The sequence below is a fragment of the Achromobacter sp. 1011811831 genome (assembly GCF_059760905.1).
In genome coordinates this window covers 1-24578 of the sequence record NZ_JCBANG010000055.1, presented here as the reverse complement: position 1 = coordinate 24578, position 24578 = coordinate 1, and the positions used below count along the sequence as shown (strand labels likewise).

Here is a 24578-nt window from a genome sequence, read left to right as displayed (position 1 = left end):
GACTCCTTACTTTCCGCGGATCATGGCGAGCAGGCTGCGCGGCACCAGCGCCACCATCGCCAGGTGGACGACGACGAAGGCGACCAGCAGCGCCATCGCATAGAAATGGATATGGCGCGCCATCTCGTAGCCGCCCAGCAGTTCGCGCAGCACGCTGAACTGCACCGACTTCCACAGCACCAGCCCGGACAGCACCAGCACCGTGATATCCAGCATCACGAACAGATAGGCCAGCCGCTGCACCTGGTTGTAGCGGCGCGGATCGGCGTGCGAGAGACGGCCGCGCAGGGCCGAGTCCAGGTCGGCGAGCACGCCGCGCGGGCTCAGGGGGAAAAACTTGCGGCGCAGCCGGCCGCTGGCCAGGTTCAGCGCCAGGTACAAAAGACCGTTCAGGCCCAGCAGCCACATGCCGGCGAAATGCCATTGCAGGGCGCCGCCCAGCCAGCCGCCCAGCGTGTAGTCGCGCGGGAAGCTGAAGTCGTAGAGCGGCGAGGCGTTGTAGATGCGCCAGCCGCTGGCGATCATCACCAGCACCGCCAGCGCGTTCAACCAGTGCGTCAGGCGCAGCCAGCCGGGGTGGATGGCGGGCGTCGGCGGGGCGGCGGGATTCGGGGGGACGGTCGTGGCGGTCATGGCGGTTTCCTGGGCGGCTGGCTTCGATTGACGCCATTCTTTCCCCGGGGCCGTATCCAAGTCCTCACGCAAACTTCAAAAAAATGTGATAACTCGGCCGCGCCGATTGGCGACAATAGCGCTATCCCATCGCCCGAGCCCCCCATGGAACCCTCCCGCCGCGTGCTGATCGTCGAGGACGACGCCCATATCGCCGAATTGCTGCGCATGCACCTGCGCGACGAAGGCTACGCGGTCGAGCATGCCGCCGACGGCCATGAAGGCATGCGCCGGCTGGAAGAGGGTGGCTGGGATGCGCTGGTGCTGGACCTGATGCTGCCGGGCGTGGACGGCCTGGAGATCTGCAAGCGTGCGCGCGGCATGGCGCGCTACACGCCCATCATCATCACCAGCGCCCGTTCCAGCGAGGTGCACCGGATCCTGGGCCTGGAGCTGGGCGCCGACGACTACCTGGCCAAGCCCTTCTCGATGCTGGAGCTGGTGGCGCGGGTGCGGGCGCTGCTGCGCCGCAGCGACGCGCTGGCGCGCAACGCCCGCATGGACGCGGGCTCGCTGGAGTTGCACGGCCTGTCCATTGATCCGGTGGCGCGCACCGTGCTGCTGGACGGACGCGCGCTGGACCTGACGCCGCGCGAGTTCGACCTGCTGCATTTCTTCGCCCGCCATCCCGACAAGGTCTATTCGCGGCTGGACCTGCTGAACCAGGTCTGGGGCTACCAGCACGAGGGTTACGAGCACACCGTCAACACGCACATCAACCGGCTGCGCACCAAGATCGAGGACGACCCGTCCGAGCCGCGCCGCATCCTCACCGTCTGGGGGCGCGGCTACAAGTTCGCCGCCGCGCCCGGCGCGCAAGGAGACGCGGCATGATCAAGCGCCTGAGCCTGACCCAGCGCCTGTCCGCCGTCTTCGCGCTGTTGTTGCTGGCCTGCTGCGGCGCGTCGGCCTGGCTGCAGATGGCGGCCAATACCCGTTACGAGCAGGAAGTGGTGCAGCGCCTGTCGGGCGGGCTGGCCGGGCATATCGCCGGCGCCAACGAACTGATGGATGCCCAGGGCTGGAAGCCCGAGGCGGTGCGCGCGCTGTTCGACAAGCTGATGGCCGTGAATCCGGCGGTCGAGGTCTACCTGCTGGACCTGGATGGCCGCGTCGTCGGCGACGCCGCGCCGCCGGGACAGCTCAAGCTGGACCGCGTCGACCTGGCGCCGCTGCGGCGCGCGCTGGCCGGCGGCATGCTGCCCATCATGGGCGACGATCCGCGCAACGCCGGCGCGCGCAAGGTCTTCAGCGTGGCGCCGGCGCGAGCCGGCGGCAAGGACATCGGCTACGTCTACGTGGTGCTGCAGGGCCAGGCCCACGATGAGCTGGCCATGGCCGTGTCGCGCAGCACCGTGCTGCGCACCACGCTGTGGTCGATCGCGCTGGTGGCGCTGCTGGGCCTGGTGGCCGGCCTGGCCGCCTTCGCCCTGATCACGCGGCCGCTGCGCGGATTGACGCGCGCGGTGCGGGCCTTCGACGGCGGCGACAGCGGCGCGCTGGCGGCGCTGGAGGATGGCGGCGGCAGGGACAGCGACAGGGACTGTGGCAAGGATGGCGCCCCGGACGCCGCCCGGGGCGGCGACGAGATCGTCGCGCTGCGGCGCAGCTTCGCGCAGATGGGCCGCCGCATCTCGGAGCAATGGCGCGAGCTGACGCGCCAGGACCAGCAGCGCCGCGACATGGTCGCCAACATCTCGCACGACCTGCGCACGCCGCTGACCTCGCTGCACGGTTATCTGGAAACGCTGCGGTTGAAGGACGCCACGCTCGAAGCCGACGAACGCCGCCGCTACCTGGATATCGCGCTGGCGCAGAGCCGCAAGGTGGGCCGGCTGGCGCAGGAGCTGTTCGAGCTGGCAAGGCTGGAGTCCGGGCTGGTGCGGCTGGAGCCGGAAGTGTTCTCGCTGCCCGAGCTGATGCACGACGTGGCGCAGAAGTTCGAGCTGGCCGCCGAGGCGCGGCGGCAGCGGCTGCATATGGAAATCCCGCCGGACCTGCCGGCGGTGCGGGCCGACCTGGGCCTGATCGAGCGGGTGCTGACCAATCTGCTGGATAACGCCATCCGCCACACGCCGCCGGGCGGCGACATCGCGCTGCGGCTGGCGCGGCTGCCGCAAGGGCTGCGGGTGCAGGTCGCCGACACCGGCGAAGGCATTCCCGCCTCGCTGCGCGCGGGCCTCTTCACGCGCGCCTCGGCGCTGAGTCATGGCGCGCGCGACGGCGGCGGGTTGGGACTGGTGATCGTGCAGCGCATCCTGCAACTGCACCAGAGCGAGATCCGGCTGGTGGACCGCGAGGCGCCGGGCGCCTTGTTCCAGTTCGACCTGCCGGCCGCGCGCTAGCGGGCGCCGTGGCGCGGGCGGGAACGCGCCAGGGCGAATACACTGGTTCGTTCAAGCCTGCCTGCCGCCTGGCGCGCGGGCCTCCGGAAAGAATCCATGTCCAAGCTGAAATCCGTCCTGTTGCTGTGCGCCCTGGCCGGCGGCGCCTACCTGTGGTTCCAGCTGTCCAATCTGCACATCGCCATCGGCGAGCGCGCGACGGGCGGCTATGACGGCGCGTCCACCCGCTCGCCTGAGGAAGTCAACAAGGCGGTGCGCGAGGCCGAGGAAGCAGCCGCGAAGGCGCAAGCCGCGCGGCCCGAAGCGCAGCGCGGCAACCAGGCCGGGCCGCGTTAGGCCGGGCCGCGCTAGGCGGGGCCGCGCTAGGCCGGGCCGCGCTAGGCCAGGTCGCGCTTCGCGGTCGCCTCCACCCGGCTGACCCGGCCCGCGCCGGCATCCACGTCCAGCAGATCGCCATCGGCCACGGCATCGAGGATGCCGGGCACGCTGGCCAGCGCCGGTATGCCGAACTCGCGCGCCACGATGGCGCCATGGGACAGATAGCCGCCGGCCTGCATGACCAGCGCGCTGGCGCGCAGGAACAATGGCGTCCAGGCCGGATCGGTGGACGGCGCCACCAGCACGCCGCCCGCCGGCATGGCCAGTCCGGCGGCCGGATCGCGGGCCACGAAGGCGGGGCCGCGCGCATGGCCTGCCGCCACCGGCGTGCCGCGCCAGCTGTCGGCGCCGGGATCGATTTCGGCCTCGGCGCTGCGTTGCGTGGACGGGCCGGCCAGCGCGCCGCCGTCGCTTTCCTCCACCACGTCGGGGTCTTCCGCGCCCGCCCATTGTTGCAGCTGTGTCCTGCGCCACGCGGCGCGCCGGGCCGCCGCGTCCGCCGGCAGCGCGCCGTCGGCCAGGGCCAGCAATTCCTCGACGCTCAGGTGGAACACATCGTCGGGCGCGGCCAGGCCGCCGGGGCCGGCGCAGCGTTCGCCCAGCGCCAGCGCGCAGCGCCTGGCGGCGGCGACGTAGCCGACCAGCACGCTGCGCGCGGCCTCGCGCTGGCGGCAGTCCAACCGCGCGCCGGCGATCAGCAGCCGCGCCAGCGGCCGCTTCCAGCGCGGCAGCGCCGCGTTCAGCGTCCGCCAGGCCGCAAGCGCGGCGGCCTCCTGGCGCGCACGCAGCGCGGCCGGGTCGGCGCCGATCAGGTTCAGCACGCTGTCCAGCAGATAATCCGGCGCTTCGCGCCAGCGCGGATGACGCAGATAGGTTTCGTAGACGGCGCGATGGCCGTAGCGCTCCAGGAAGTCCGCGAAGGCGCGGCGAAACGGGCTGTCTGGCGGCAGCGCGTCGCGCCAGTCCGAGCCGCGCCGGTCGGGTGCGCGCAGCCAGGCCAGCGCCGCCGCATCGTCGCGCGCCAGCGCGGCCAGATCCATCAGCGCGTAGCTCTGGGCGGCCGTCACGCTGGGCGCGCCGCCAGCCATGAGCGCGGCGGTGAGCGCGTGGCTCTGGCCAGGGCAGGCCGCCTCGACCAGTTCCAACAGTTTCGACAGGGTGCCGCCGGCCGAGCCTTGCAGGAAGAACAGGTCGTCGGCGGACAGCAGCGCGGTGAATTGCTCGCGCAGCCGTCGGCCCAGCGCCGCGGTGTCCTCGGGCAGGGCTTCCCCGGCCCAGGCGCGGGCGCGCGCGGCCTGTCGCGGCAGCCCGGTATTGGCGGCCAGCCGAATGGGAATGGCGCGGCGGCTGTAGGTCAGGATGCGCCAGCCGTGCAGCCACTTGCGCGCGCGGACGATGGCCGGCGCGGCGATGGCCGGCTGCGGTCCGCCCAGCATGCTGTTGGTGAGCGGGGGCGCGACGCCGAGCGCGTCGTAGGCCAGCCACTGGATCGTGGACGCGTCCAGGTAGACCCGGCCGTGGAACAGCCGGGCCAGCGCCACGCCGGGCCGGGGGCGGTAGCCGGCCAGCTCGAAGCCGCGATTCAGCACGCGCAGGCACATGACGCGCAGCGCCTCCCATTCCAGCGCCGACACCGCATAGGGCAGCACCTCGCGCGTGTTGCCGCGCGACCAGTACGAGGGCTGGCCGCGCAGCCCGTCATAGGCATGGCGCGCCGCGGCGGTGATGGGGCGCGCCTGCAGGATCCAGAAACGCTGGCCGTCCCAGGCCCATTCCAGGTCGTGGCCCTGCGCCGAGTAGTCCAGCGCGCGGGCCGCGTCCCGGGCAATCGCGCCCAGCGCTTCGGCCTGGGCCGGCGTCAGCGTGGCGGCGCGCGCCTCATCGTCCTGGGTGGGCCGCAGTCCGGTGCCCTGGCCATCGGCCAGCGGCCGGCTGGCCTGGCGCTTGGCGCCGATGCTGCTGGCGATCAAGCGCCACGACAGCGTCTTCGCGTCCTCCCGCAGCCGGTACTCGTCACCCTCGGCCTGGCCGCTGACCAGCGCCTCGCCCAGGCCCCAGCTGGCGTGGATCAGCATCTCGTCATGGCGGCCGCCGACCGGATCGCGGGTGAAGGCGATGCCCGAGACGCGCGCCTCGATCAGCGGCATGACCACCACGGCCATGGCGCCGTCGCCGGCCAATCCCAGCCGTTCGCGATAGGCCCGCGCCTGCGGCGTTGCGGCCGATTCCCAGATGCGGCGCGCGGCCTCGAACGCCGCATCGGCGCCGCGCACGTTCAGGCAGGACAGATGGATGCCGGCAAACGACGCGCCCGCCGAATCTTCCTGCGGCGCGGACGAGCGCAGCGCCAGCGGCAGGTCGAGCCAGCCGCGCGCCTCCAGGGCCTGGCGCAAGGCCTGTCGCGCCGACGGCGACAGGCCGCCGTCGACGGCGCGCTCGCGGCTGGCCTGGGCCGACAGCACGAAGCCATCGGGCACCGGCACGCCCATGCGCGCCATCATCGCCAGCTGCCAGCCCTTGCCGCCGGCCAGTGCCGGGCCGGCCTCGGCGGCAGCGGTCCAGTCCAGCGTCAGCGCGCTCATGCGGGGCTCCCGGCGCCTTGCGTGAACAGGCTGACGACGGCGTCGAACTCGCGCTTCAGGCTGGCGCGGGGATCGGCCAGCCAGCGGGTCAACGCGCCCAGGTGCAGCAATTGCAGGTGATGGGCGAGCTGCGCGGCGGGCAGGTCGGTGCGCAGTTCGCCGGCGGCCTGGCCGGATTCGATCAGCGCGGCGAACAGCGTGTGCATGCCGCTGCGCGGATGGCGGGCATCGTCCTGGCCAGCGGGTTGCGCGGCCGCCAGCCGATAGTGCAGATAGGGCGCCATGTAGGCGCGGTGCGCCTCGGACCAGTGGGCGGAGGCGTGCAGCGTCTTGGTCAGGCGCTGGACGAAGCCGGGCAGCTTCATCAGCCGGGGCAGCAGGTCGCGCGCCGAGTCGGCCAGCTGCTGGTGGAAGTAATGCGCCAGCAACGCTTCCTTCACGGGGAAGTGATTGTACAGCGTGCCCTTGGAGACGCCGGCCTGCGCCGCGATCTGCTCCATCGTGACGCCGTCATAGCCGTGGGTCTCGAACAGCGTGTAGGCGCTGCGGGTCAGCAGGTCCAGGGTCTGCAGGCGCTTGCGCTCGCGCAGGCCGGGCGCGGCATCCGGTTCGGAAGAGGACATGGCGATCCATGAATTATTGAACGACGAATAATATTGTACGTCGTTCAATAATTTTGGAAAGCCCGGGAACCGCCGGAATGCATTCCCGGCGGACGAAGGATCAGGCCGCCGTGGTCGGCATGTTCCCGTGCAGCAGATAGTCCATCAGTTCGCGCACGGAGCGCATGGCGTTGCCGAAGGGCAGCTTGGACGCGCCACGGAAGAACAGGCCTCGGCCGACTTCGCCGCGCATGGCCGCCGCCAGCTTCAGGTCGATGCAGAACTGGCCGAAGCGCGAGATGCCGTCGCGCATGCCGCACTGGGTCAGGCAGTCCATGCGCTGGCTGCAGCGCCGCTCGTCGCAGCGGGCGTTGGCCTGCAGCGTCTTTTCCTGCTTCAGGTAGCGCGTCAGCCAGGGCGTGGCGACGGCGCGCGCCGGCAGGCCGGCCACGCTGGTGAACTCGGCCAGCTTGTCCGGGTCGGCCCCGATCAGCACGCGCTTGAAGTTCTCGTGCGCGTCGCCTTCCTGCGTGACGGCGAAGGCGGTGCCGACCTGCACCGCGTCGGCGCCGTTGTTGAGCCAGTGGCGTACCTGCTCATGGCTGCCCACGCCGCCGGCCACGATCAGGCGTGGCGCGTCGCGGCCCAGTTGCAACTCCTGGAACAGCTTGTGGCATTCGGCCAGCACGCGCTTGAAGTCGAAGCGCTCGTCGTGAACGTCCTCCAGCTTGGCCGCGCCCAGGTGGCCGCCGGCATGGCCGGGATGCTCGATCACCACGGCGTCGGCCATGCGGCCTTTCTTCAGCCATTTCTTCAGCACCACGGCCACGCCGCGCGCCTCGGACAGGATGGGGATGAGCGAGACCTTGGGGTGGTCCGCCGTCATCTCGGGCAGGTCCATCGGCAGGCCGGCGCCCATGACGATGGCGTGCGCGCCGCTTTCGCAGGCCTGGCGCACCAGCGCGGGATGGTCGCGCACGGCCTTCATCACGTTGACCGCGACCAGGCCGCGGCCCTGCGACAGGTCCAGCGCGGCGCGCACTTCGCGGTCCAGCGCCTCCAGGTTGGCCTGGGTGATCAGCTCGCGGTCGCGGCAATGCTCGGTCTTCTCGACCAGGTCGGGATGGTGGTGGCGCAAATCGACGCTGGCGATGGTGCCCACCGCGTTCTGGCTGGCGACCGCGCCGGCGAGCCGGTGCGCGGACACGCCGACGCCCATGCCTCCCTGGACGATGGGCAGCAGCTCGCGGCCGGCTAGGGAGAGGGATTTGAACCACGTCATGTTGAGAGAGCCTTTCATTGGAACAGTGTTTGGAGGCTAGGCGATCGCGATCGCGGGCGTGTTGCGCGAAATCAAATCCGCGCATGAAGCCGCTTCAGGCGTTAAGCGCCGCTAGTGTGCTGTCCCGTAGGTACGTCCGCATGACGAAATTCATCCATAGGCGTCAGGGCTAGGCGCAAACCGCAGTGATACCCGTAGGTATCACGAGGATTTGCAACGACGCCATGGCGGCTAGGGGTGGATTTCGTGCGGGCGTATCTGCGGGACAGCACATTAACGGCACGCGAACTCGTCAAACCAGCCGCGCAGCGTTTCCTGCGCGCCTGGGCTCAGGCGCGAGGCCGCCGCCGACGTCGGGCTGCTGCGCGCGTTCTGCACCGCGAAGCGCCGCACGCCGCGCCGCGCCAGTTCGCGCGCCAGCGCCAGCAACCGGGCCTCGTCCAGCCAGTCGGGATGCCAGGTGATGCGGCATTCGAATTCCACGCTGGACGCCAGCAGCAGCGTCAGGCAGGCCTGCGCCGGCCGTTGCGATTCGCGCCGGCCGGTGATGTCGTCATAGCCCTGGGCGTCGGCCTTGATGTCCAGGCCGACCCAGTCCAGGTGGCGCAGCGCATCGGCCAGCCGCAGCGGATAGATGCCCGCCGTGTGCAGGCCGATGCGGTAGCCCATGCGCCGCGCATCGCGGATCATGGCCGGCAGGCGGGGCTCGCTCAGCGGTTCGCCGCCGGAGAACACCACCGCGTCCAGGAGGCCCTGGCGGGTGGCCAGGAAGGCGCGCACCTCGCGCCAGTCGTAGCGCGCGGCGCGGGTCTGCAGTTCCGGGTTGTGGCAGTAGTGGCAGCGCCAGGGGCAGCCGGCGATGAAGACCACGGCGGCCAGCGTGCCGGGCCAGTCCACGGTGGAGAAAGGGGTCAGCCCGCCGACGGCGGGCGAATGGCGCGGCAGCGGCTGCGCGGCGGGCAGCGGCGGCGTGGCGTGGGCGCGGGCGGTGTGCAGGCGCGAACCGGCCCGGGGGCCGGCCGCCGCCTCAGGCGCGGGGTTCGACGAAGAAGCGGCGCTCATTGAACTCGCCTTGCTTGCCGGTGTTGAACGAAGAGACGGGCCGGTGATAGCCCATGACGCGGGTCCAGACTTCGCAGCGCACGCGCTGGCTGTCGTCCAGGACCGGCGCGGCGGCGGCCTGGGGCGAGGATGGCGCGGTCATCAGGGTTTGCATGGTGGGGCTTCCTTCTGGGTACGGCGCCGGGCGGTCTGTCCGGCGCGGGGGGATGGCACGCTAGGCCGGGGCGTGGCAGGCCGATTGCCTGGCCAGCAGTTCGGCGTCGCACTTGGGGCAGAACTCGTGGTGCCCGGCCAGGTAGCCGTGCGTGGGGCAGATCGAGAAGGTCGGCGTGACCGTAATGTAGGGCAGCCGGAAATTCGCCAGCGCGCGCCGCACCAGCGCCTTGCAGGCGTCGGCCGAGGACACGGCCTCGTTCATGTACAGGTGCAGCACGGTGCCGCCGGTGTACTTGCCCTGCAGCGCCTCCTGCTGCGCCAGCGCCTGGAACGGATCGTCGGTGTAGCCCACCGGCAGCTGGCTGGAGTTGGTGTAGTAGGGCTGGGCCTCGGTGCCGGCCTGCAAGATATCGGGATAGCGCTTGCGGTCCTCGCGGGCGAAGCGGTAGGTGGTGCCCTCGGCCGGCGTGGCCTCCAGGTTGTAGAGGTGGCCGGTCTGCTCCTGGAACTCGGTCATGCGCGCGCGCACCCGGTCCAGCAGGCGCAGCGCCAGCGCGTGGCCGGCGGGCGTGGTCAGGTCGTCGGCGTCGCCGCTGAAGTTGCGGACCATCTCGTTGATGCCGTTCACGCCCAGCGTGCTGAAGTGGTTGCGCAGCGTGCCCAGGTAGCGCCGGGTATACGGATACAGGCCCTGGTCGATGTAGCGCTGCACCACCTTGCGCTTGGTCTCCAGCACGTCGCGGCCCAGTTCCAGCAGGCGGTCCAGCCGCGCCATCAGGCCGGCCTCGTCGCCCCGGTGCAGGTGGCCCAGGCGCGCGCAGTTCACCGTCACGACGCCGACCGAGCCGGTCTGCTCGGCCGAGCCGAACAGGCCGTTGCCGCGCTTGAGCAGCTCGCGCAGGTCCAGCTGCAGGCGGCAGCACATGGAGCGCACCATGTGCGGCTCCAGGTCCGAATTCAGGAAATTCTGGAAATAGGGCAGGCCGTAGCGCGCCGTCATCTCGAACAGGCGCGTGGTGTTGGGATGGTCCCAGTCGAAGTCGGGCGTGATGTTGTAGGTCGGGATGGGGAAGGTGAAGGCGCGTCCCTTGGCGTCGCCGGCCATCATCACCTCGATGTAGGCGCGGTTGATCATGTCCATCTCGGCCTGCAGGTCGCCATAGGCGAAGGGCATTTCCTCGCCGCCGATGTAGGGGATCTGCTCGCGCAGGTCGGCAGGGCAGGTCCAGTCGAAGGTCAGGTTGGTGAAGGGCGTCTGCGTGCCCCAGCGGCTGGGCACGTTCAGGTTGTAGATCAGCTCCTGCATCGATTGCTTGACGTCGGCGTAGGTCATCGCGTCGCGGCGGATGAAGGGCGCCATGTAGGTGTCGAAGGAGCTGAAGGCCTGCGCGCCAGCCCATTCGTTCTGCAGCGTGCCAAGGAAGTTGACGATCTGGCCGATGGCGGCCGACATGTGGCGCGGCGGCGTGGCCTCGACCTTGCCGGGGATGCCGTTGAAGCCTTCGGTCAGCAGCTGGCGCAGCGACCAGCCGGCGCAATAGCCGCTGAGCATGTCCAGGTCGTGGATGTGGATGTCGCCGTCGCGGTGGGCCTGGCCCGCCTCGGGGGTGAAGACGTTGGACAGCCAGTAGTTGGCCGTGACCTTGCCGGCCACGTTCAGGATCAGGCCGCCCAGGCTGTAGCCCTGGTTGGCGTTGGCGTTGACGCGCCAGTCGCGCTGCTCCAGGTATTCCTCCATCGCGCTTTCCACGTCCACCAGCGTGTGGCGCAGCGAGCGCAGCCGCGCGTGCTGCTCGCGGTGCACGATGTAGGCGCGCGCCGTGCGCCAGTGGCCGGCGCGCACCAGCGCTTCCTCGACATGGTTCTGGATGGTCTCCACGCCGGGGCAGACATTGCCGTCGCGCGTCAGGGCCCCGGCCACCGTGGCGGCCAGCGCCTGGGCGGCTTGCGGATCCAGCTCTCCGGTGCTCCGGCCCGCCGCCGCGATGGCCTGGGCGATCTTGCCGGCGTCGAATCCGACGACGCGGCCGTCACGCTTGAGGATGTGTTCAATCTGCATGGGTGGCACCATATGTAGTGGAGTGCGGAAACTCTATCACCACATATGGTGTTGATCGCGGCGCAGCCGCGCCGGATTTGGCCGGCGCTTGATCGCGCGCAAACCCCACCGGCCGGGCGGGAAAAGACGCAATGCGTCCCCTCAAGCGCCGTTCGGCGGCACCCTGAAGTTGTCGGTGATGCGTTTTTCAGCGCGTCGCAGCCGGCGCATCAAGGCCGCGCCCAGGCGGTGGAGCCAGGGCATGGCGGGGCGCGGCCGGGTTGCGTCCGACGGCGGTTCGATGGCGGGGTGGGCGGTGGCGGCGTGGGAGTGCGGTGTGGATGTGTCGTGATTCATGGAGCAGCATGCTCGGAGATACACTGCCATCCGTAAAGTTGAATGAACTGACCTCAATCGTCAGGAAAACTGATGCGTAACCTGAACCTGGATCAGATCCAGACCCTGATCGCGATCGCCGACCTGGGCACCTTCGCGGCGGCGTCGCAGGCGCTGCATCTGGCGCCGCCCACGATCAGCCTGCACATCAAGGAACTGGAGGCGCGCATGCAGGTTCCGCTGGTGCTGCGCGGCCGGCGCCAGGCGGGACTGACGGCGGCGGGCCAGGCGCTGGTCGAGGAAGGACGCAAGCTGCTGGCCGCCAGCGATGATCTCGTGGACATCGTGCGCCGCCGCGCCGCCGGCAGCGTGGGAGTGGTGAAGGTGGGCGTGTCGGCCGGCGTCGGCATCCGCCTGCTGCCGCTCGTGCTGGAGGCCTTGGGCCGGCGCGCGCCCGGCGTGGACGTGAAGCTGGAAGCGGTGGGTTCGGCCGAGGCGATGTTGCGGTTGCAGGGCGGCACGCTGGACGTGGCCATCGTCGCCAGTCCGCAGCCCGCCACGGCCCAGGTGGCCGTCGTGCCCTGGCGCGACGACGAGATGGTCGCGCTGTTGCCCGCGTCATGGGAAGCGCCCGAGGCTGTCACGCCCGAATGGCTGTCGACGCGGCGCTGGGCCTGCTTCGCGCCGGGCACGCAGATGCACGGCCTGATCGCGTCCTGGTTCGGCCAGGCGGGCTTCAATCCGAGGCCGTTCCTGGCCCTGAGCTATCCGGGCGCGTTGAAGGGCCTGGCGGCGGCCAGCCAGAGCGCGGCCATCCTGCCGTTGGCCGAGGTGGAGGACACGCGAAACACGGACGTGCGATGGCGCGCGCTGTCGCCGCCGCTCAGGCGGCCGATGGCGCTGGCCTATCGCGGCGCGCCCGAGCCGGGCGCGGCGGCGGCCGCCGTGCTGGAGGTGCTGGCCGGATTCGCGGCGTCCTGATGCCCGCGCGCGGGCAGGTTTCGCTAGAAACCGATGCCCACGCCCGCAAGCGAGATCGCCACGGCCAGCGCGGCGGTGCCGGCGGCCGGGCGTGGCGCCCAGGACAGCATGCCGACCCACAGCAGGGCGCCGGCCGACAGCCAGCCCAGCCAGGCGACCACGCCGACGGTGTTGCCCCACAGCGCCACGCAGGGCAGCAGCGCCAGGGCCAGCAGCAGCACGCCGGCGGCGCGCAGCGCGCGCGCATGGCTGGCCGAGGGATCGCGATGCCATACCTGATCGAAATGGCGCGGCATCGCCAGGCTCAGGCAGGCCATGCCGGCGTAGGACGTCAGCAGCGCGAGCAGGATGCCCAGGGCGTCATGCATGCTCATGGGAGACCTCCTGGATGGAGGCGGGCGCGGCGGGCGTTGCGCCGCGCGCCGGACGGGCGGCGGCGGGCTTGCGCCGGGCGACGCGCCATGCGCCCCAGGCCGCCAGCATGCCGAAGGCCAGCGTGGCCAGCTCGACGCCGGCGCTTTCCCAATCGTCGCGCGCGATCTGCGCCGCCAGGTGGTCGCCCACCGCCAGCGGCGACAGCGCCGGCAGCAGCAGGCACAGCGCGGCCAGCAGCGAGAGCTGGATGAGCCAGGCGCGGCGCGGGCTGCACAGCCAGGCATGCAGCAGCGCCAGCGCCCAGGCGCCGAAGAAGGCGCGGATCTCCCAGGCGGCGCGCTGTTCCAGCGTCACCGGCAGCAGGCGGTTGGCCCAGAAATAGGCGATGCAGGCGATGCCCAGGCCCGCCAGCGCGGCCACGTTCAGGCCTTCGATCAGTCGGTACATGCGCGCGGTGGCGGCGCCGAACTCGTCGCCCATCCTGGTGCGACGCTTGACCATGAACAGCACCGCGCCGGTGCCCATCATGGCCGCGCCCGCCAGGCCGCAGACGAAGTACAGCCACTTCATCGCCAGCCCGCCGAACTTCACCATGTGCAGGTCGCTCATGGCCTGCTGCAGCAGCGATGGCGCGCCGCCCGCCACGCCGCCGGCCGGGCGCGAGCGCAGCAGCTCGCCGGTGGCGCCGGAATACTCGGCCATGCCGGTGGTGCTGCTGATGCGCGAACGCGTTTCGGCGTCTTCGTTCCAGCCGTACACGCCGATGCGCATGGCGCCGTCTTCCGGATGGGTGATGACGATGGCGCGCGCTTCCTGGCCGATCAGCTTCTCGGCCCGCGCCACGATGGGCTCCAGCGCCGGCACGGCCAGGGTCTGGCCGGTGCGCGCCGGCGGCGTATCGCCGGTGTATTCGGCCAGGTACTGGCGCTGGGCGTCCGGCCCCGTGCCGTAGACCCCCGCGATGGGGGCCGGCATCAGCGTGAGGCTGGAGATGACGATGCCCGTGTAGGCGATCATGAACTGGAAGGGCAGCGTCAGCACCGCGGCCGCGTTGTGCGCGTCCAGCCAGGAACGCTGCCCCTTGCCGGAACGGAAGGTGAAAAAGTCCTTGAAGATGCGCTTGTGGGTGATGATGCCCGACACCAGCGCCACCAGCATGGCCATGCCGGCCAGGGCCACGATCCACAGCCCGATGCCGGGGCTGTGCAGGGTGTAGTGGAAGTTGACGAAGTGCGCGCCGCCGGCCGTCTGCCGTCCCTCGCCGTGGTGTTCCTCGGGCAGCGGCTCGCCGGTGTCGGGATCCAGTTCGGCGTCGGCGTACTCGTGATTCTGGTCGAACCAGTAGGCCACCAGTCCGTTGTCGTGGTGGCGGTTGACCGGCCAGATTTCCCACATGTTCGCGCCGGCATGGTTGCGGCTCATGTACTGCACGGCCACGTCGAGCCGGCGGCTTCGATCGACCGTGGGCGCTTCGCGCTGCGCGGTCCGCGCTTCCTCGATGGCGTGTTCCGGGTTCATCCAGTGCGAGATGGCTTCGGAGAACACGGCCAGCGTGCCGGTCAGGAACACGGCGTACAGCAGCCAGGAAAACCACAGGCCGGCCCAGGTGTGCAGCCAGGCCATCGAAAGGCGGAAACCGGATTTCAGGGGGGACCTCTTGTTGTTGTGGACGCGGCCGCGAGCCTGCGCCGGGCGCCGGGTTCCGGCTGCTTGTTCGGTAACGAATTAATGATTGTAATTCTTATTACCGAACAAGGAAGCCCCGAGCCGCCCAAGTTCCAAGAGGAGGGAGAAGACAGGCGCGGGCGGCGTCAGTCCAGCGTGATGCCGGCGCGCTTGCCGACGGCACCGAAGGTGGCCACTTCGCTGGAAATCCGGTCGCGGAAGGCCGGGCCCGGCATGAACACCGGCTCCATCGCCATGTCCTCGATGGACTTGCGCACCTGCGGGTCGCGCATGACTTCCTCGACCGCGCGGCCCAGCGTGTCCAGCACCGGCGCGGGCGTCCTTGCCGGAGCCACCAGGCCGTACCAGCCGACCATGGACACCGTGGGCAGGCCGGCCTCGGCGAAGGTCGGCACGTCCGGCAGCTGCGGCGAGCGATGCGCGCCGGTGACGGCCAGCGCGCGCACCTTGCCGGCCTTGGCATGGGGCGCGGCCGACGCCACGGTGTCCACGCCCAGCGCGACCTCGCCGCCGATCAGCGCGGTCACCAGCGGCGCGCTGCCCTTGTACGGGACCGGCGTCATCCTGGCGCCGGCGGCCTCGGCATACATCTCGCCGGCCAGGTGGGGGGCGGAACCCGGACCGAAGGTGCCGTACATCAGCTCGCCCTTGCCGGTCTGCTTGCGGGCCAGCTCGGCCGCTTCGCCGGCCGTGGTCGCGGGCAGGTCCTTGCGCGCCAGCAGCACCAGCGGCGCCAGCGAGACGATGGCGATGTGTTCGTAGCTGCGCAGCGGATCGTAGGGCAGGTCGGTCTTGAGCGCGGGCAGCACGGAATAGGTGGTGCTGCCCGACACCATCAGCGTGTAGCCGTCGGGTCGCGCGCGCGCCACGACCTCGGCGCCGATCACGGTGGACGCGCCGGGACGGTTTTCGATGATGACGGGCTGGCCCAGCTTGCCGGCGAGCTTGCTGGCAAGCAGGCGCGCCACCGAGTCGGTCGCGCCGCCCGGCGTGAAGGGCACGACGATCTTGATCGGCTGTTCGGGATAGGCGGCGTGCGCCGTCGCGCCGCAAGCGGCGGCGGCCAGGGCCAGAGCGGTTGCGGCGGCGCGGGTCTTGATGGACATGGGGTGGTCTCGGCGTCAGGGTCGGAGGGTCGCGGCGGCGTCGCGCAAGGCCGGTCCCTGGTCGCCCAGGTCCCAGAACAGGCCGGCCATGATGGCCAGGCCCTCGCGGGCGACGCTGCCCAGCAGGTGCTCGTTGGGCGCATGCTGCGCGCAGGCCGGGTACGAGTGGGGCACCCAGATCGTGGGCAGGCCCAGCAGGTCGGCGAAGATGTCGTTGGGCAGCGAGCCGCCCAGGTTGGGCAGCAGCGCGGGCCGCTTGCCGGTGCTGCGCTCGATCGAGGCCGCGGCCCAGCGGACCCAGGCGTTGTCCGGGGACAGCCGGGTGGCGCCGGCCTGCGCGCCCAGGCGGATGCGGACCTCGCCGAAGCCGGCCTGGCGCAGGTGTTCGCGCACATGGGTTTCCAGCGCGCGCCAGTCCGTGCCGACCACGAAGCGCAGCTGGCACCAGGCCGAGGCCTCGGGCGGGATGGCGTTGACCGGCTTGGCCGGATCGCCGGCGCCGAAGGTCAGCACGTCCAGGCTGTTCCAGCCGAACACCTTTTCCGAGGCGGACAGGCCGGGCTCGCCCCAGTGCGCGTCGATGGCGGGGTCATCCGCGCCGCCGCCCACGTCCAGCTCGGCCAGGGCTTGCGCCACCGCCAGCGGGATGGGAGGCGGACGCAGGCCGGGCACCGTGATGCGACCGCGCGCGTCCACCAGGGTGGCGATGGCGTGCGCCAGCACGATGGCGGGGTTGGACAGCAGCCCGCCCCAATTGCCCGAGTGGTAGCCGCGCTCGCGCGCGCGCAGCGACAGCTCGAAATTCACCGCGCCGCGCGAGCCCATGAACAGCGTGGGCCGCTCGGCGTGCAGGCGCGGGCCGTCGCTGGCCAGGAAGACATCGGCCGCCAGCTCGTCGCGCCGGGCCGCGCAGAAGGCGGCCAGGCCGGGCGAGCCGGCTTCCTCCCCGGTCTCGATCAGCCAGACGGCGTTGAAGCCCAGCCTGCCGCCGCGCGCGACGATGGCCTGGCGCAGCGCGGCCAGGTTGATGCTGTGCTGGCCCTTGTTGTCGGCGGTGCCGCGCCCGTACCAACGGTCGCCCTCGACGCGCAGCGTCCAGGGGTCGCGGCCGGCGTCCCAGCGCGCCGCGTTGCCGCGCACCACGTCGCCGTGTCCATACAGCAGCACGGTGGGCAGGGCCGGGTCTTCGATGCGCCGCGCCACCAGGATGGGCAGGTCGGCGCCGGCCGGGTTGTCGTGGATGCGACAGGCAAAGCCCAGGCCGGCCAGCAGCGGCGCCATGTCGTCGCGCAGATAGGCGTGTTGCGCGGCCGCCTGGCCGGCTTCCTCGCTCTCGGTCCGGAACGCCACGCGGCGGGCCAGGTCGGCCTGGAGGGTGCCGTCGTCGTACTCTGCGACGGCCTGCATGAGGGCTTGCTGGCGATTCACGATGGTCCTCGTTGCGGATGCGAGGCACAAAGTTATTACGCTTCTTCGCGTGCCACAATTAGATAATTCGCATTTCAAACATGCCATTTTGGCAATGCTTGGGAGTCCGCCGTGATTTCATTGGGCCTGAGGTATTTCCTGGAAGTCGCGCGCAGCGGCTCGATCGCGGCCGCCGCCGGCGCGCAGCACGTGGCAGCCTCGGCGGTCAGCCGGCAGATCGCCAAGCTGGAGGACGAGCTGGGCATCGCGCTGTTCGAGCGCCAGGCGCGCGGCATGGCGCTCAGCGATGCCGGACGGCAACTGGCCGCCTACGCCAGCGCCGCCGCGCTGGAGGCCGAGCGCGTCGCCACCGAGATCCGCCATCGCGGCGCGCTGGGCGACGTGACCGTGCGGCTGGCCTGCACCGAGGGCTTCGCGCATCGCTTCCTGCCGCAGTGCATGGCCGAGTTCAAGCGCCTGCGCCCGCAGGCGCGTTTTCACCTGCGGGTCGAGCGGCCCGAGGAGGTGGGCCGCCTGTTGCTGGAAGGCCTCTCGCAAATCGGACTGCGTTACACCACGGCCCATGATGATCGCCTGTCCACCGAGGTGCTGTGCCGCGCGCCGGTCTATGCGGTGATGTGTCGCCGGCATGCGCTGGCCGGCCGCCGCGGCGTCAGCGTGCGCGACCTGACGCGGCTGCCGCTGTCGCTGGGGGACCAGGGCACCACCGTGCGGCAGCTGTTCGACGCGGCCTGCGCCAATGCCGGGCTGCATATCGAGCCGGCCTATGTATCCAATCATTCCGCCGCCTTCCTGCCCATGCTGGCCGGCAGCGACATCGTGGCCCTGTCCGGCTACCTGACCGTGGGCGGCCAGCTCGACGCGCTGCGCCTGGCCGCCGTGCCGTTCAGCAATCCGGAAATGCGCCAGCGCAGCGTGCAGGCGCAGACGCTGCAGGGGCGCACGCTGCCGGCACTGGCGCGGGAGTTCATGGATCTGCTCGGGCAGCGCCTGGAGCAGGGGCTGCGGGCCAGGGAAGGGTGAGGCCCTGGCCCGCCGGACCTACATCGGATCCAGCGGATAGATCGGCCGGCGCACGCGCTTGAACTCGATCTGGCTGTAGTCCGAGGTGGTGACGCCGTTGCCGGCGCATTCGATGATGGCCGTCGCCATGTCGGCATAGCCCGCGCGCCAGTGCATCCGGCTCTTGAGCGCCAGGTAGCGCTTCTGCGTCGGATCGATGCCGGCCGACAGCAGGCAGTTCACGTCGTAGGGCTCCTGGTGGCCGGAGATCACGACGATCTCGACGCGGCCCGTGTCGATCACCACGGTCAGCCCGGTGTCGTTGAGCGTGCCGCGCCCCATCGGGCCACGGCTGCGGTACAGGCCGTCGAACACCAGCTTGACGCGGCCCGTGACCTCCAGCGGCAGGCTGGGCTGGCGCAGCGCGGGCGCCTGGATCTTGCCGCCCAGCGAGAGCGTGACGGTCTGGCCCACGCCGGCCCGGGCGGCCTGTTGCGCGGCGTCGGGATCATAGATGGCGTAGAAGGCCACGTTGTCCAGTCCCTGGCGCAGGATCTCGGCCAGCACCGTGGTGTTGTCCATCGAGCCGCCCGAGGCCGCGTTGTCGCAATGGTCCAGCAGCACGACGGGTCCTTCTTCGATGCCGGCCGCGCGGGCGACCGAGGGTTGCAGCGTCTCGGAGTGATAGACCCAGTCGGCGCGCGTCTTCCAGGCGCGGTCCAGCAGTTCGTCGCGCAGCTGTTCGGCCTGCGCGGGGCTGGCGTCGGTACAGACCACGGCGCTCAGGCCGGCCTCGCGGATGTCGGCGTGGGGAAAGCCCACGAACACCGACGCGGCCAGCGCCCGGCCCTCGGTCTCCAGCTCGATGCAGCGCGCCTGCAGCGACCGGTTGGGCTCGGCATGGGTGCCCTGGCGCAGCACGTGCGGCAGCATGGGCCGGTTGCCCCAGGCCATCACGGGCCGGATCTCGCCCTTGAGCGCGCGCGCCACGATGCGCGCGGCGCGCACGGCGGCGGCGTGGATGTCGACGTGAGGGTAGGTGTGATAGCCGGATATCACGGTCGCGTGCCTGACCATGTCGTCGTACAGATTGGCGTGCATGTCCAGCGTCACCGCCACCGGGATGTCCGGCGCGATTTCGCGGATGCGGCGCAGCAGGTCGCCTTCGGCGTCTTCCAGGTCGCTGGTCACCATGGCGCCGTGCAGGTCCAGCAGCACCGCGTCGTAGCCGCCGCGCGCCAGCTCGTCCAGCACGGGCTGGCACAGCTGCCGGTAGGTCTGGGCCGTGGCCGGGCCGCTGGGCCAGGCGGCCGCGGCCACGGGAATGGTGACCTCCGCGCCGGTCTCGCGCGCCACGTCCAGGTAGCCGGCCAGGCCGCTGTTGGTGCCGTCGTACAGCGCCACCGCCGCGTCGCCGGAGACGGGTTCGGCGCTGCCGCGGAAGAAGCGCTCCAGCGGGGTGGGGACCGGCGAGAACGTGTTCGTCTCATGCTTGATCATTGCCAATAGCCAACGCATGCTGCCTCCTGTGGATGAAAGGGGAGTGGGCTGCCGGGGGGGCGCAAGACCGTTGCGGCGCGGCGCTCAGGGCGCCTTGCTCACACCCCAGAATACCGGAGCCGGCGCCAGCGGCAGTCCGGATAGCTTGCTGGAATACGCCCGTAGCGGCGTGCTTTGTCCCAGCGGCACGTACAGCCCTTCGTCGATGGCCACGCGCTGCAGCTCGGCGGCGATCTGCTTCTGTTCGGCCGGGTCCGAGCTTAGCGCGTACTGGTCACGCAGGGCCTCGACCCGGGGAAAGTCGGGCCAGCCGTACCAGGCCTTGTCGCCATCGGCCGCGGCCATGGGCGTGCGCACCGGATCGGCCAGGTCGGCGGTGTACATGTTGGTGTTCAGGATGCTCCAGCCGCCGTCGGCCGGCAGCGCCCTGGACGCGCGCCGCGAGGCCACGCTCTGCCAGTCCATGGCCGCCAGGGTGACGTTGAAGCCGGCCTTGCGCAGCGCCTGGGCCATGACCACGGGCTGCGGCGACAGCGAGGCCACGTCGGTGGCATGCAGCATCAGCACGGGCGTGTTGTCGTAGCCCGCTTCCTTCAGTAGCGCGCGGGCCTTGTCGATGTTCGAGGGCACCACCATGTCCTGGCCGGCATCCGCCTGCATCGGCGTGCCGCAGCCCCACAGCGAGGCGCAGGTGCGCCAGTACCTGGGATTGCCGACCAGCGCCTTCATCACGTCCTCCTGGCCGATGGCGTGCATGGCGGCCTGGCGGATCTTCCTGTCGTTGAACGGCGGATGCAGGAAGTTGAAGCGGTACAGCGAATAGGCGGGGCTGGACGTGGCCGGTTCCACCTTGATGCCGGCATCGCCTTCCAGCATGGGCAGCAGGTCGTAGGGGAACTGCTCGACCAGGTCGATCTCGGCGCTCGTCAGGGCATTGGCGGTGGTCAGGTGATCGGGCATCACCAGCCACTCGACCCGGTCCACCTTGACGCGCTTGCCGCCGGCCAGGCCGCTGGCGGGTTCCTGGCGCGGCACGTAGGCGGCGTTCCTGGCGTAGACCGTTTTCACGCCGGGCTTGAACTCGACGAGCTTGAACGGGCCGGAACCGGTCATGTCGGTGATGGGCTTGCCGGGCGGCTGCTCGGCGACGCGCCTGGGCAGGATGAAGGGCGCCGACGTGGACGGCTTGGCCAGCGCGCGCAGCGCCAGATCGGTCGGTTGCGTCATGACGAAGCGCAGGCGGCGCGCGTCCAGCGCCTCGATGCGTTCGGTGAACTTGAGCAGCTTCTGGCCCATGGCGTCGATGGCGGCCCAGCGCCGGATCGAGGCCACGCAATCCTCGGCGGTCACGGGCTGGCCGTCATGCCATGTCAAGCCTTCGCGCAAGGTCAGCGTATAGGTTTTGCCGTCCTCGGACACGTCCCATTTTTCCAGCATCTGCGGTTGCAGCCTGTTGTCCTCGTCCACGGCGATCAGCGTGTCGTAGATCATGTAGCCGTGCCAGGCGGTGATGTAGGCCGTGGTGGCGTGCGGGTCGGTCAGGCGCAGCGGCGAATGCATCACCGCCCTGAGCGTGGTCTCGGCCGAGGCGGGCGCGGCGGCGGCCAGCGGCAGCAGCGCCAGGAGCGCCGCTCCCAGCCGCGCGCGCGCCGCGTCGGTCCAGGCTGGCCGCGCGGCCCGCGCGATGCCGGCGGTACAGGAAGACACAGGGGGGCAAAGCTGGTCGCGATGGCGCATGAGGGCTCCCGTCAGGGTTGGCCGCCCGGCCTGCAGAAACCGGTGCTGCAAGGCATGTGGCCAGCGGCATGCGGCCCATTCTGGGTACGCCCGCAAGGTTTGAAAATACACGCCCCAGGCCAAACCAGGGCGCTTGTATAGTCGGAAAAATTGCAACCGTACAGGTCGTGCATGGAGGCTGAACCATTGATCGAATTCCAGCCCGTGCGCGGCGCCGCCGCGTCGACGCTGGTGGAACAGGTGGCCGCGGCGGTGCGCCGGGCGATCGAGCAGCGGGCGCTGCCGCCCGGGTCCATGCTGCCGTCGATACGCGCGTTCGCCAGCCTGCACCGTGTCAGCGCCCATACCGTCGCCCGCGCCTATGGCCGGCTGGCCTCGGATGGCTGGCTGACGGCCCGGCCCAGGCTGGGCTACCGCGTCGCGCGCCCGCGTCCGTCGCAGGCCGCGCCGGCGGCCTCCCGGCCCGCCGCGCTGGACACGCAGTGGCGCCTGTGCGAAACCCATGCCGACAGCCCCTTGCGGCTGAGTCCCGGCTGCGGCTGGCTGCCGGACGACTGGCTCAACCAGGACGGCCTGCGCGCCGCGTTGCGGCATATCAGCCGCCAGCCGATGCGGCGCATGGCCCACTACGGGCATCCCCAAGGCTACGCGCCATTGCGTGAATACATCGCGGCGACGTTGGGCGAGCGCGGCATCGCGGCCGACGCGGGGCGGATCCTGCTGACGCAGGGCGTCACACAGGGGCTGGACATCGTCGTGCGCACGCTGCTGCGTCCGGGCGACACCATGGCGGTGGAGCAGCCCTGTTACGCCAATCTGTTCCCGATCCTGCGCCTGGCCCAGGTGCGTGTCGTGCCGGTGCCGCGCGGCGCCGGCGGGCTGGACTGCCGGGCCCTGGAGCGCGTGGCGCGGCTGTACCGGCCCAGGCTGCTGTTCGTCAACACCGCGCTGCACAACCCCACGGGAGCGAGCCTGGAAGCGGCCAATGCCGCCGAGGTGCTGGCGCTGGCCGCGCGCCATGATTTCCACATCATCGAGGATGATGTCGCGCGCGAGCTGCTGCCCCGCTGGACGCCGACGCTGGCGGGCCTGGACGGCGCTCGGCGCGTGATCTACCTGGGCGGCTATTCCAAGAGCATCGCGCCGTCGCTGCGGGTCGGCTACATGGTGGCGGACGACGCGCTGCTGCGGGCCTGCGCGCGCAGCAAGATGATGAGCGGGCTGACCGGTCCCGAGACCATGGAACGCCTGGTCCACCACGTGCTGCTCGAAGGACGCCACGCGGCGTACGCCGCGCGCCTGCGCGACCGGCTGGCGCGGGCGCACGAGCAGGTCGAGGCGCTGCTCGACGACCACGGCTTCGAGATCTGCGCGCGGCCGCGAGCCGGCCTGTTCCTGTGGGCGCGACCCGCCGGCCGTTGGGCCGGGCGCGGCGCCGACGCGCTGGCCAGGATGGCGTCGGACGCGGGCATCTGGCTGACGCCGGGCTCGCTGTTCGACATCAATGGCCAGGATCTTCCCTGGCTGCGCTTGAACGTGGCGTACTCGCAGGATGCGGAGCTGTGGCGCTTCCTGCGCGAGGCGGGGGCGGCGGCGGGAGCGTAGCGCAGGTGGGTGCCAACTTCGCGGCGCTAGCGCAGGGCTGGATTTTTTTCCATTGGGAAATTTCGCTTTGTCCTAGGTCTCGCGCAAGCTCGTTCCAAGTCGTCCGAGAGAGCGGATCAATGGTCCCATACGCCGCATGCAAGTGGTTCCATCGTGCGTCGCGAGGCGCTGCTATGTTGCCCGGACAAGAACGCGGGCCTGCCTGGGTCCAATACAGCCTCAAGGAGACAAGTCATGGCTGACAAGCACGAGCAGGGCGGCGCCGGCGCGCCGCAAGGCGGCAAGGAAAACGCGCTCAGCGCCACGCTGAAGACGCGTCACCTCACCATGATGTCCATCGCCGGCGTGATCGGCGGCAGCCTTTTCGTCGGCTCGGGCAGCATCGTGCACTCGGCGGGGCCGGCGGCGGTACTGGCCTACCTGGCCGGCGGCATCGTGGTGGTGTTCATCATGCGCATGCTGGGCGAGATGGCCACCGCCAATCCCGACACCGGCTCGTTCTCCACCTACGCCGACCGGGCCATCGGCCGCTGGGCGGGCTTCACCATCGGCTGGCTGTACTGGGGCTACTGGGCGCTGCTGATGGCCTGGGAGGCCCATGTCGCGGGCATCATCCTGCACGAGTGGTTCCCGCTGCTGTCGGTCAACGCGTTCACGCTGGGCGCCACGCTGGTGCTGATCCTGCTGAACTTCTTCAACGTCAGGAACTACGGCGAGGCCGAGTTCTGGTTCGCGCTGATCAAGGTCGTGGCCATCGTCTGCTTCATCGTCGTCGGCACGCTGGCCGTGCTGCGGCTGTGGCCCTGGGGCGAGGCCCAGGGCATGGCCAACCTGACGGCGCACGGCGGCTTCATGCCCAACGGCGGCAAGGCGGTGGTGGTGGCGCTGCTGGGTGTGATGTTCGCCTTCCTGGGCGTGGAGATCGTCACCATCGCCGCGTCCGAATCGCCCAATCCGGCGCAGCAGATCAGCCGCGCCACGCGCTCGGTGGTATGGCGGGTCTGCCTGTTCTACATCGGTTCGATTTTCCTGATCGCCGCGCTGGTGCCGTGGAATGATCCGCTGCTGGGCCAGCCGGGCTACGGCGCCTACCGGCGCACGCTGGAGCTGCTGGGCGTGCCGGGCGCGCAGTTCCTGATGAACTTTGTGGTGCTGACGTCCGTCAGCAGCTGCCTGGTGTCGGCGCACTACACGGCCTCGCGCATGCTGTACTCGCTGGCCCGGCGCGGCGATGCGCCGGCCATGTTGCAGCGCACGCGCGGGCGCAGCGGCATACCGGTGCATTCGGTCATCGCCTCCTGCGCCGTGGCGGTGTTCATGGCCCTGATCAATTTCGTCGATTTCCTGCGTCCCAAGGACGTGCTGGACACGTTGATGAACATCACCGGCATGGTCGCCATGCTGGTCTACCTGGTGATCGCCTGCTCGCAGCTGCGCATGCGCGGCAAGCTGCGGGCCGAGGGCAAGGTGCCGCTGGTGAGCATGTGGCTGTTTCCGTGGCTCACCTGGGCCGTGATCATCTTCATCGTGGCAGCGCTGGTGACGATGGTGTTTGTCGATGAATATCGGACCGTGGTGCTGTCCACCGGCGCGGCGGCGCTGGCGGTGGTGGCGATCGGGCTGTTGCGGCATGGGGGGGGGGGGGGGGGGGGGCCGGCGGGGGTTCTTTTTAAACATTCCCGGGCCCCCAGAGGCCAAAAAGAAA

21 protein-coding genes are annotated in these 24578 nt (G+C 70.6%); 7 read left to right on the top strand and 14 right to left on the bottom strand.

Annotated elements, in window-relative coordinates; translation table 11 throughout:
- Positions 1-6: 6 nt before the first annotated feature.
- On the bottom strand, positions 7-633 hold the full coding sequence (locus AC6LJ9_RS19615) for a cytochrome b/b6 domain-containing protein (protein WP_498148878.1): 627 nt from the start codon (positions 631-633) through the stop codon (positions 7-9).
- Between the two features lie 144 nt (positions 634-777).
- On the opposite strand from AC6LJ9_RS19615, the gene AC6LJ9_RS19610 reads away from it, so the two are divergent.
- From AC6LJ9_RS19610 to AC6LJ9_RS19600, 3 genes are all read left to right on the top strand, one after another.
- Positions 778-1506: a response regulator transcription factor gene (locus AC6LJ9_RS19610; RefSeq protein ID WP_498148877.1), complete on the top strand. Its 729-nt coding sequence runs from the start codon at positions 778-780 to the stop codon at positions 1504-1506.
- Complete coding sequence (locus AC6LJ9_RS19605; RefSeq protein WP_498148876.1) at positions 1503-3017, top strand: sensor histidine kinase; 1515 nt, start codon at positions 1503-1505, stop codon at positions 3015-3017. The genes AC6LJ9_RS19610 and AC6LJ9_RS19605 overlap by 4 nt, the downstream gene beginning before the upstream one ends.
- 96 nt (positions 3018-3113) lie before the next feature.
- The gene (locus AC6LJ9_RS19600) at positions 3114-3353 is read left to right on the top strand and encodes a hypothetical protein (RefSeq protein WP_498148875.1); all 240 of its coding nucleotides are present in this window, start codon (positions 3114-3116) and stop codon (positions 3351-3353) included.
- A gap of 41 nt (positions 3354-3394) precedes the next feature.
- Here the strand turns inward: AC6LJ9_RS19600 and AC6LJ9_RS19595 are convergent, their stop codons facing one another.
- The 7 genes from AC6LJ9_RS19595 to AC6LJ9_RS19565 form a co-directional block, all read right to left on the bottom strand.
- A complete protein-coding gene (locus tag AC6LJ9_RS19595; protein WP_498148874.1) occupies positions 3395-5977 on the bottom strand; it encodes a PEP/pyruvate-binding domain-containing protein in 2583 nt (860 codons plus the stop codon).
- Positions 5974-6600, bottom strand: a complete 627-nt coding sequence (locus tag AC6LJ9_RS19590) for a TetR/AcrR family transcriptional regulator (protein WP_498148873.1) — start codon at positions 6598-6600, stop codon at positions 5974-5976. Before AC6LJ9_RS19590 ends, AC6LJ9_RS19595 begins: the two co-directional genes overlap by 4 nt.
- A gap of 100 nt (positions 6601-6700) precedes the next feature.
- On the bottom strand, positions 6701-7861 hold the full coding sequence (locus AC6LJ9_RS19585; RefSeq protein WP_498148872.1) for an NAD(P)H-dependent flavin oxidoreductase: 1161 nt from the start codon (positions 7859-7861) through the stop codon (positions 6701-6703).
- A gap of 273 nt (positions 7862-8134) precedes the next feature.
- Entirely contained in the window at positions 8135-8923 is a 789-nt protein-coding gene (locus tag AC6LJ9_RS19580; RefSeq protein ID WP_498148871.1) for an anaerobic ribonucleoside-triphosphate reductase activating protein, read from the bottom strand.
- On the bottom strand, positions 8889-9077 hold the full coding sequence (gene nrdD / locus AC6LJ9_RS19575; RefSeq protein ID WP_498148870.1) for an anaerobic ribonucleoside-triphosphate reductase: 189 nt from the start codon (positions 9075-9077) through the stop codon (positions 8889-8891). The genes AC6LJ9_RS19580 and nrdD overlap by 35 nt, the downstream gene beginning before the upstream one ends.
- Positions 9078-9137: 60 nt before the next feature.
- Positions 9138-11138, bottom strand: coding sequence for a ribonucleoside triphosphate reductase (locus tag AC6LJ9_RS19570; protein ID WP_498148869.1), 2001 nt, complete (start codon positions 11136-11138; stop codon positions 9138-9140).
- Positions 11139-11279: 141 nt separating this feature from the next.
- On the bottom strand, positions 11280-11474 hold the full coding sequence (locus AC6LJ9_RS19565; RefSeq protein ID WP_498148868.1) for a hypothetical protein: 195 nt from the start codon (positions 11472-11474) through the stop codon (positions 11280-11282).
- 72 nt (positions 11475-11546) lie between these two features.
- Here AC6LJ9_RS19565 and AC6LJ9_RS19560 point away from each other — a divergent pair, with 72 nt between their 5' ends.
- A complete protein-coding gene (locus AC6LJ9_RS19560) occupies positions 11547-12434 on the top strand; it encodes a LysR family transcriptional regulator (protein ID WP_498148867.1) in 888 nt (295 codons plus the stop codon).
- Positions 12435-12457: 23 nt separating this feature from the next.
- Here AC6LJ9_RS19560 and AC6LJ9_RS19555 read toward each other — a convergent pair whose 3' ends face one another.
- The 4 genes from AC6LJ9_RS19555 to AC6LJ9_RS19540 all read right to left on the bottom strand — a co-directional run bounded on the left by AC6LJ9_RS19555 (position 12458) and on the right by AC6LJ9_RS19540 (position 17029).
- Positions 12458-12808, bottom strand: coding sequence for a DUF3325 domain-containing protein (locus tag AC6LJ9_RS19555; RefSeq protein ID WP_498148866.1), 351 nt, complete (start codon positions 12806-12808; stop codon positions 12458-12460).
- On the bottom strand, positions 12795-14432 hold the full coding sequence (locus AC6LJ9_RS19550; RefSeq protein WP_498148865.1) for a PepSY-associated TM helix domain-containing protein: 1638 nt from the start codon (positions 14430-14432) through the stop codon (positions 12795-12797). The genes AC6LJ9_RS19555 and AC6LJ9_RS19550 overlap by 14 nt, the downstream gene beginning before the upstream one ends.
- Positions 14433-14620: 188 nt before the next feature.
- Positions 14621-15601 carry a Bug family tripartite tricarboxylate transporter substrate binding protein gene (locus AC6LJ9_RS19545; RefSeq protein ID WP_498148864.1) on the bottom strand — a complete coding sequence of 327 codons (981 nt, stop codon included), beginning with the start codon at positions 15599-15601 and terminating at the stop codon, positions 14621-14623.
- 15 nt (positions 15602-15616) lie between these two features.
- Entirely contained in the window at positions 15617-17029 is a 1413-nt protein-coding gene (locus AC6LJ9_RS19540; protein WP_498148863.1) for a M20 family metallopeptidase, read from the bottom strand.
- 111 nt (positions 17030-17140) lie between these two features.
- On the opposite strand from AC6LJ9_RS19540, the gene AC6LJ9_RS19535 reads away from it, so the two are divergent.
- Positions 17141-18052: a LysR family transcriptional regulator gene (locus tag AC6LJ9_RS19535; RefSeq protein WP_498148862.1), complete on the top strand. Its 912-nt coding sequence runs from the start codon at positions 17141-17143 to the stop codon at positions 18050-18052.
- Positions 18053-18070: 18 nt separating this feature from the next.
- Here AC6LJ9_RS19535 and AC6LJ9_RS19530 read toward each other — a convergent pair whose 3' ends face one another.
- Both AC6LJ9_RS19530 and AC6LJ9_RS19525 read right to left on the bottom strand, forming a co-directional pair.
- Positions 18071-19549 (bottom strand): M81 family metallopeptidase, encoded by a 1479-nt coding sequence (locus AC6LJ9_RS19530; protein ID WP_498148861.1) that lies wholly within the window; start codon positions 19547-19549, stop codon positions 18071-18073.
- Positions 19550-19615: 66 nt separating this feature from the next.
- Positions 19616-21268, bottom strand: coding sequence for an ABC transporter substrate-binding protein (locus tag AC6LJ9_RS19525; RefSeq protein WP_498148860.1), 1653 nt, complete (start codon positions 21266-21268; stop codon positions 19616-19618).
- Between the two features lie 186 nt (positions 21269-21454).
- Between AC6LJ9_RS19525 and AC6LJ9_RS19520 the strand changes: the two genes are divergently transcribed.
- Both AC6LJ9_RS19520 and AC6LJ9_RS19515 read left to right on the top strand, forming a co-directional pair.
- Positions 21455-22873 carry an aminotransferase-like domain-containing protein gene (locus tag AC6LJ9_RS19520; protein ID WP_498148859.1) on the top strand — a complete coding sequence of 473 codons (1419 nt, stop codon included), beginning with the start codon at positions 21455-21457 and terminating at the stop codon, positions 22871-22873.
- Between the two features lie 234 nt (positions 22874-23107).
- On the top strand, positions 23108-24578 hold a 1471-nt coding region (locus AC6LJ9_RS19515; protein ID WP_498148858.1), incomplete at its 3' end, for an amino acid permease.

What these genes read in the sequence shown, in the direction of transcription:
- AC6LJ9_RS19615 (WP_498148878.1), bottom strand. Translation starts at nt 633, where the DNA reads ATGACCGCCACGACCGTCCCCCCGAATCCCGCCGCCCCGCCGACGCCC.
- AC6LJ9_RS19610 (WP_498148877.1), top strand. Translation starts at nt 778, where the DNA reads ATGGAACCCTCCCGCCGCGTGCTGATCGTCGAGGACGACGCCCATATC.
- AC6LJ9_RS19605 (WP_498148876.1), top strand. Translation starts at nt 1,503, where the DNA reads ATGATCAAGCGCCTGAGCCTGACCCAGCGCCTGTCCGCCGTCTTCGCG.
- AC6LJ9_RS19600 (WP_498148875.1), top strand. Translation starts at nt 3,114, where the DNA reads ATGTCCAAGCTGAAATCCGTCCTGTTGCTGTGCGCCCTGGCCGGCGGC.
- AC6LJ9_RS19595 (WP_498148874.1), bottom strand. Translation starts at nt 5,977, where the DNA reads ATGAGCGCGCTGACGCTGGACTGGACCGCTGCCGCCGAGGCCGGCCCG.
- AC6LJ9_RS19590 (WP_498148873.1), bottom strand. Translation starts at nt 6,600, where the DNA reads ATGTCCTCTTCCGAACCGGATGCCGCGCCCGGCCTGCGCGAGCGCAAG.
- AC6LJ9_RS19585 (WP_498148872.1), bottom strand. Translation starts at nt 7,861, where the DNA reads ATGACGTGGTTCAAATCCCTCTCCCTAGCCGGCCGCGAGCTGCTGCCC.
- AC6LJ9_RS19580 (WP_498148871.1), bottom strand. Translation starts at nt 8,923, where the DNA reads ATGAGCGCCGCTTCTTCGTCGAACCCCGCGCCTGAGGCGGCGGCCGGC.
- nrdD (WP_498148870.1), bottom strand. Translation starts at nt 9,077, where the DNA reads ATGCAAACCCTGATGACCGCGCCATCCTCGCCCCAGGCCGCCGCCGCG.
- AC6LJ9_RS19570 (WP_498148869.1), bottom strand. Translation starts at nt 11,138, where the DNA reads ATGCAGATTGAACACATCCTCAAGCGTGACGGCCGCGTCGTCGGATTC.
- AC6LJ9_RS19565 (WP_498148868.1), bottom strand. Translation starts at nt 11,474, where the DNA reads ATGAATCACGACACATCCACACCGCACTCCCACGCCGCCACCGCCCAC.
- AC6LJ9_RS19560 (WP_498148867.1), top strand. Translation starts at nt 11,547, where the DNA reads ATGCGTAACCTGAACCTGGATCAGATCCAGACCCTGATCGCGATCGCC.
- AC6LJ9_RS19555 (WP_498148866.1), bottom strand. Translation starts at nt 12,808, where the DNA reads ATGAGCATGCATGACGCCCTGGGCATCCTGCTCGCGCTGCTGACGTCC.
- AC6LJ9_RS19550 (WP_498148865.1), bottom strand. Translation starts at nt 14,432, where the DNA reads ATGGCCTGGCTGCACACCTGGGCCGGCCTGTGGTTTTCCTGGCTGCTG.
- AC6LJ9_RS19545 (WP_498148864.1), bottom strand. Translation starts at nt 15,601, where the DNA reads ATGTCCATCAAGACCCGCGCCGCCGCAACCGCTCTGGCCCTGGCCGCC.
- AC6LJ9_RS19530 (WP_498148861.1), bottom strand. Translation starts at nt 19,549, where the DNA reads ATGCGTTGGCTATTGGCAATGATCAAGCATGAGACGAACACGTTCTCG.
- AC6LJ9_RS19525 (WP_498148860.1), bottom strand. Translation starts at nt 21,268, where the DNA reads ATGCGCCATCGCGACCAGCTTTGCCCCCCTGTGTCTTCCTGTACCGCC.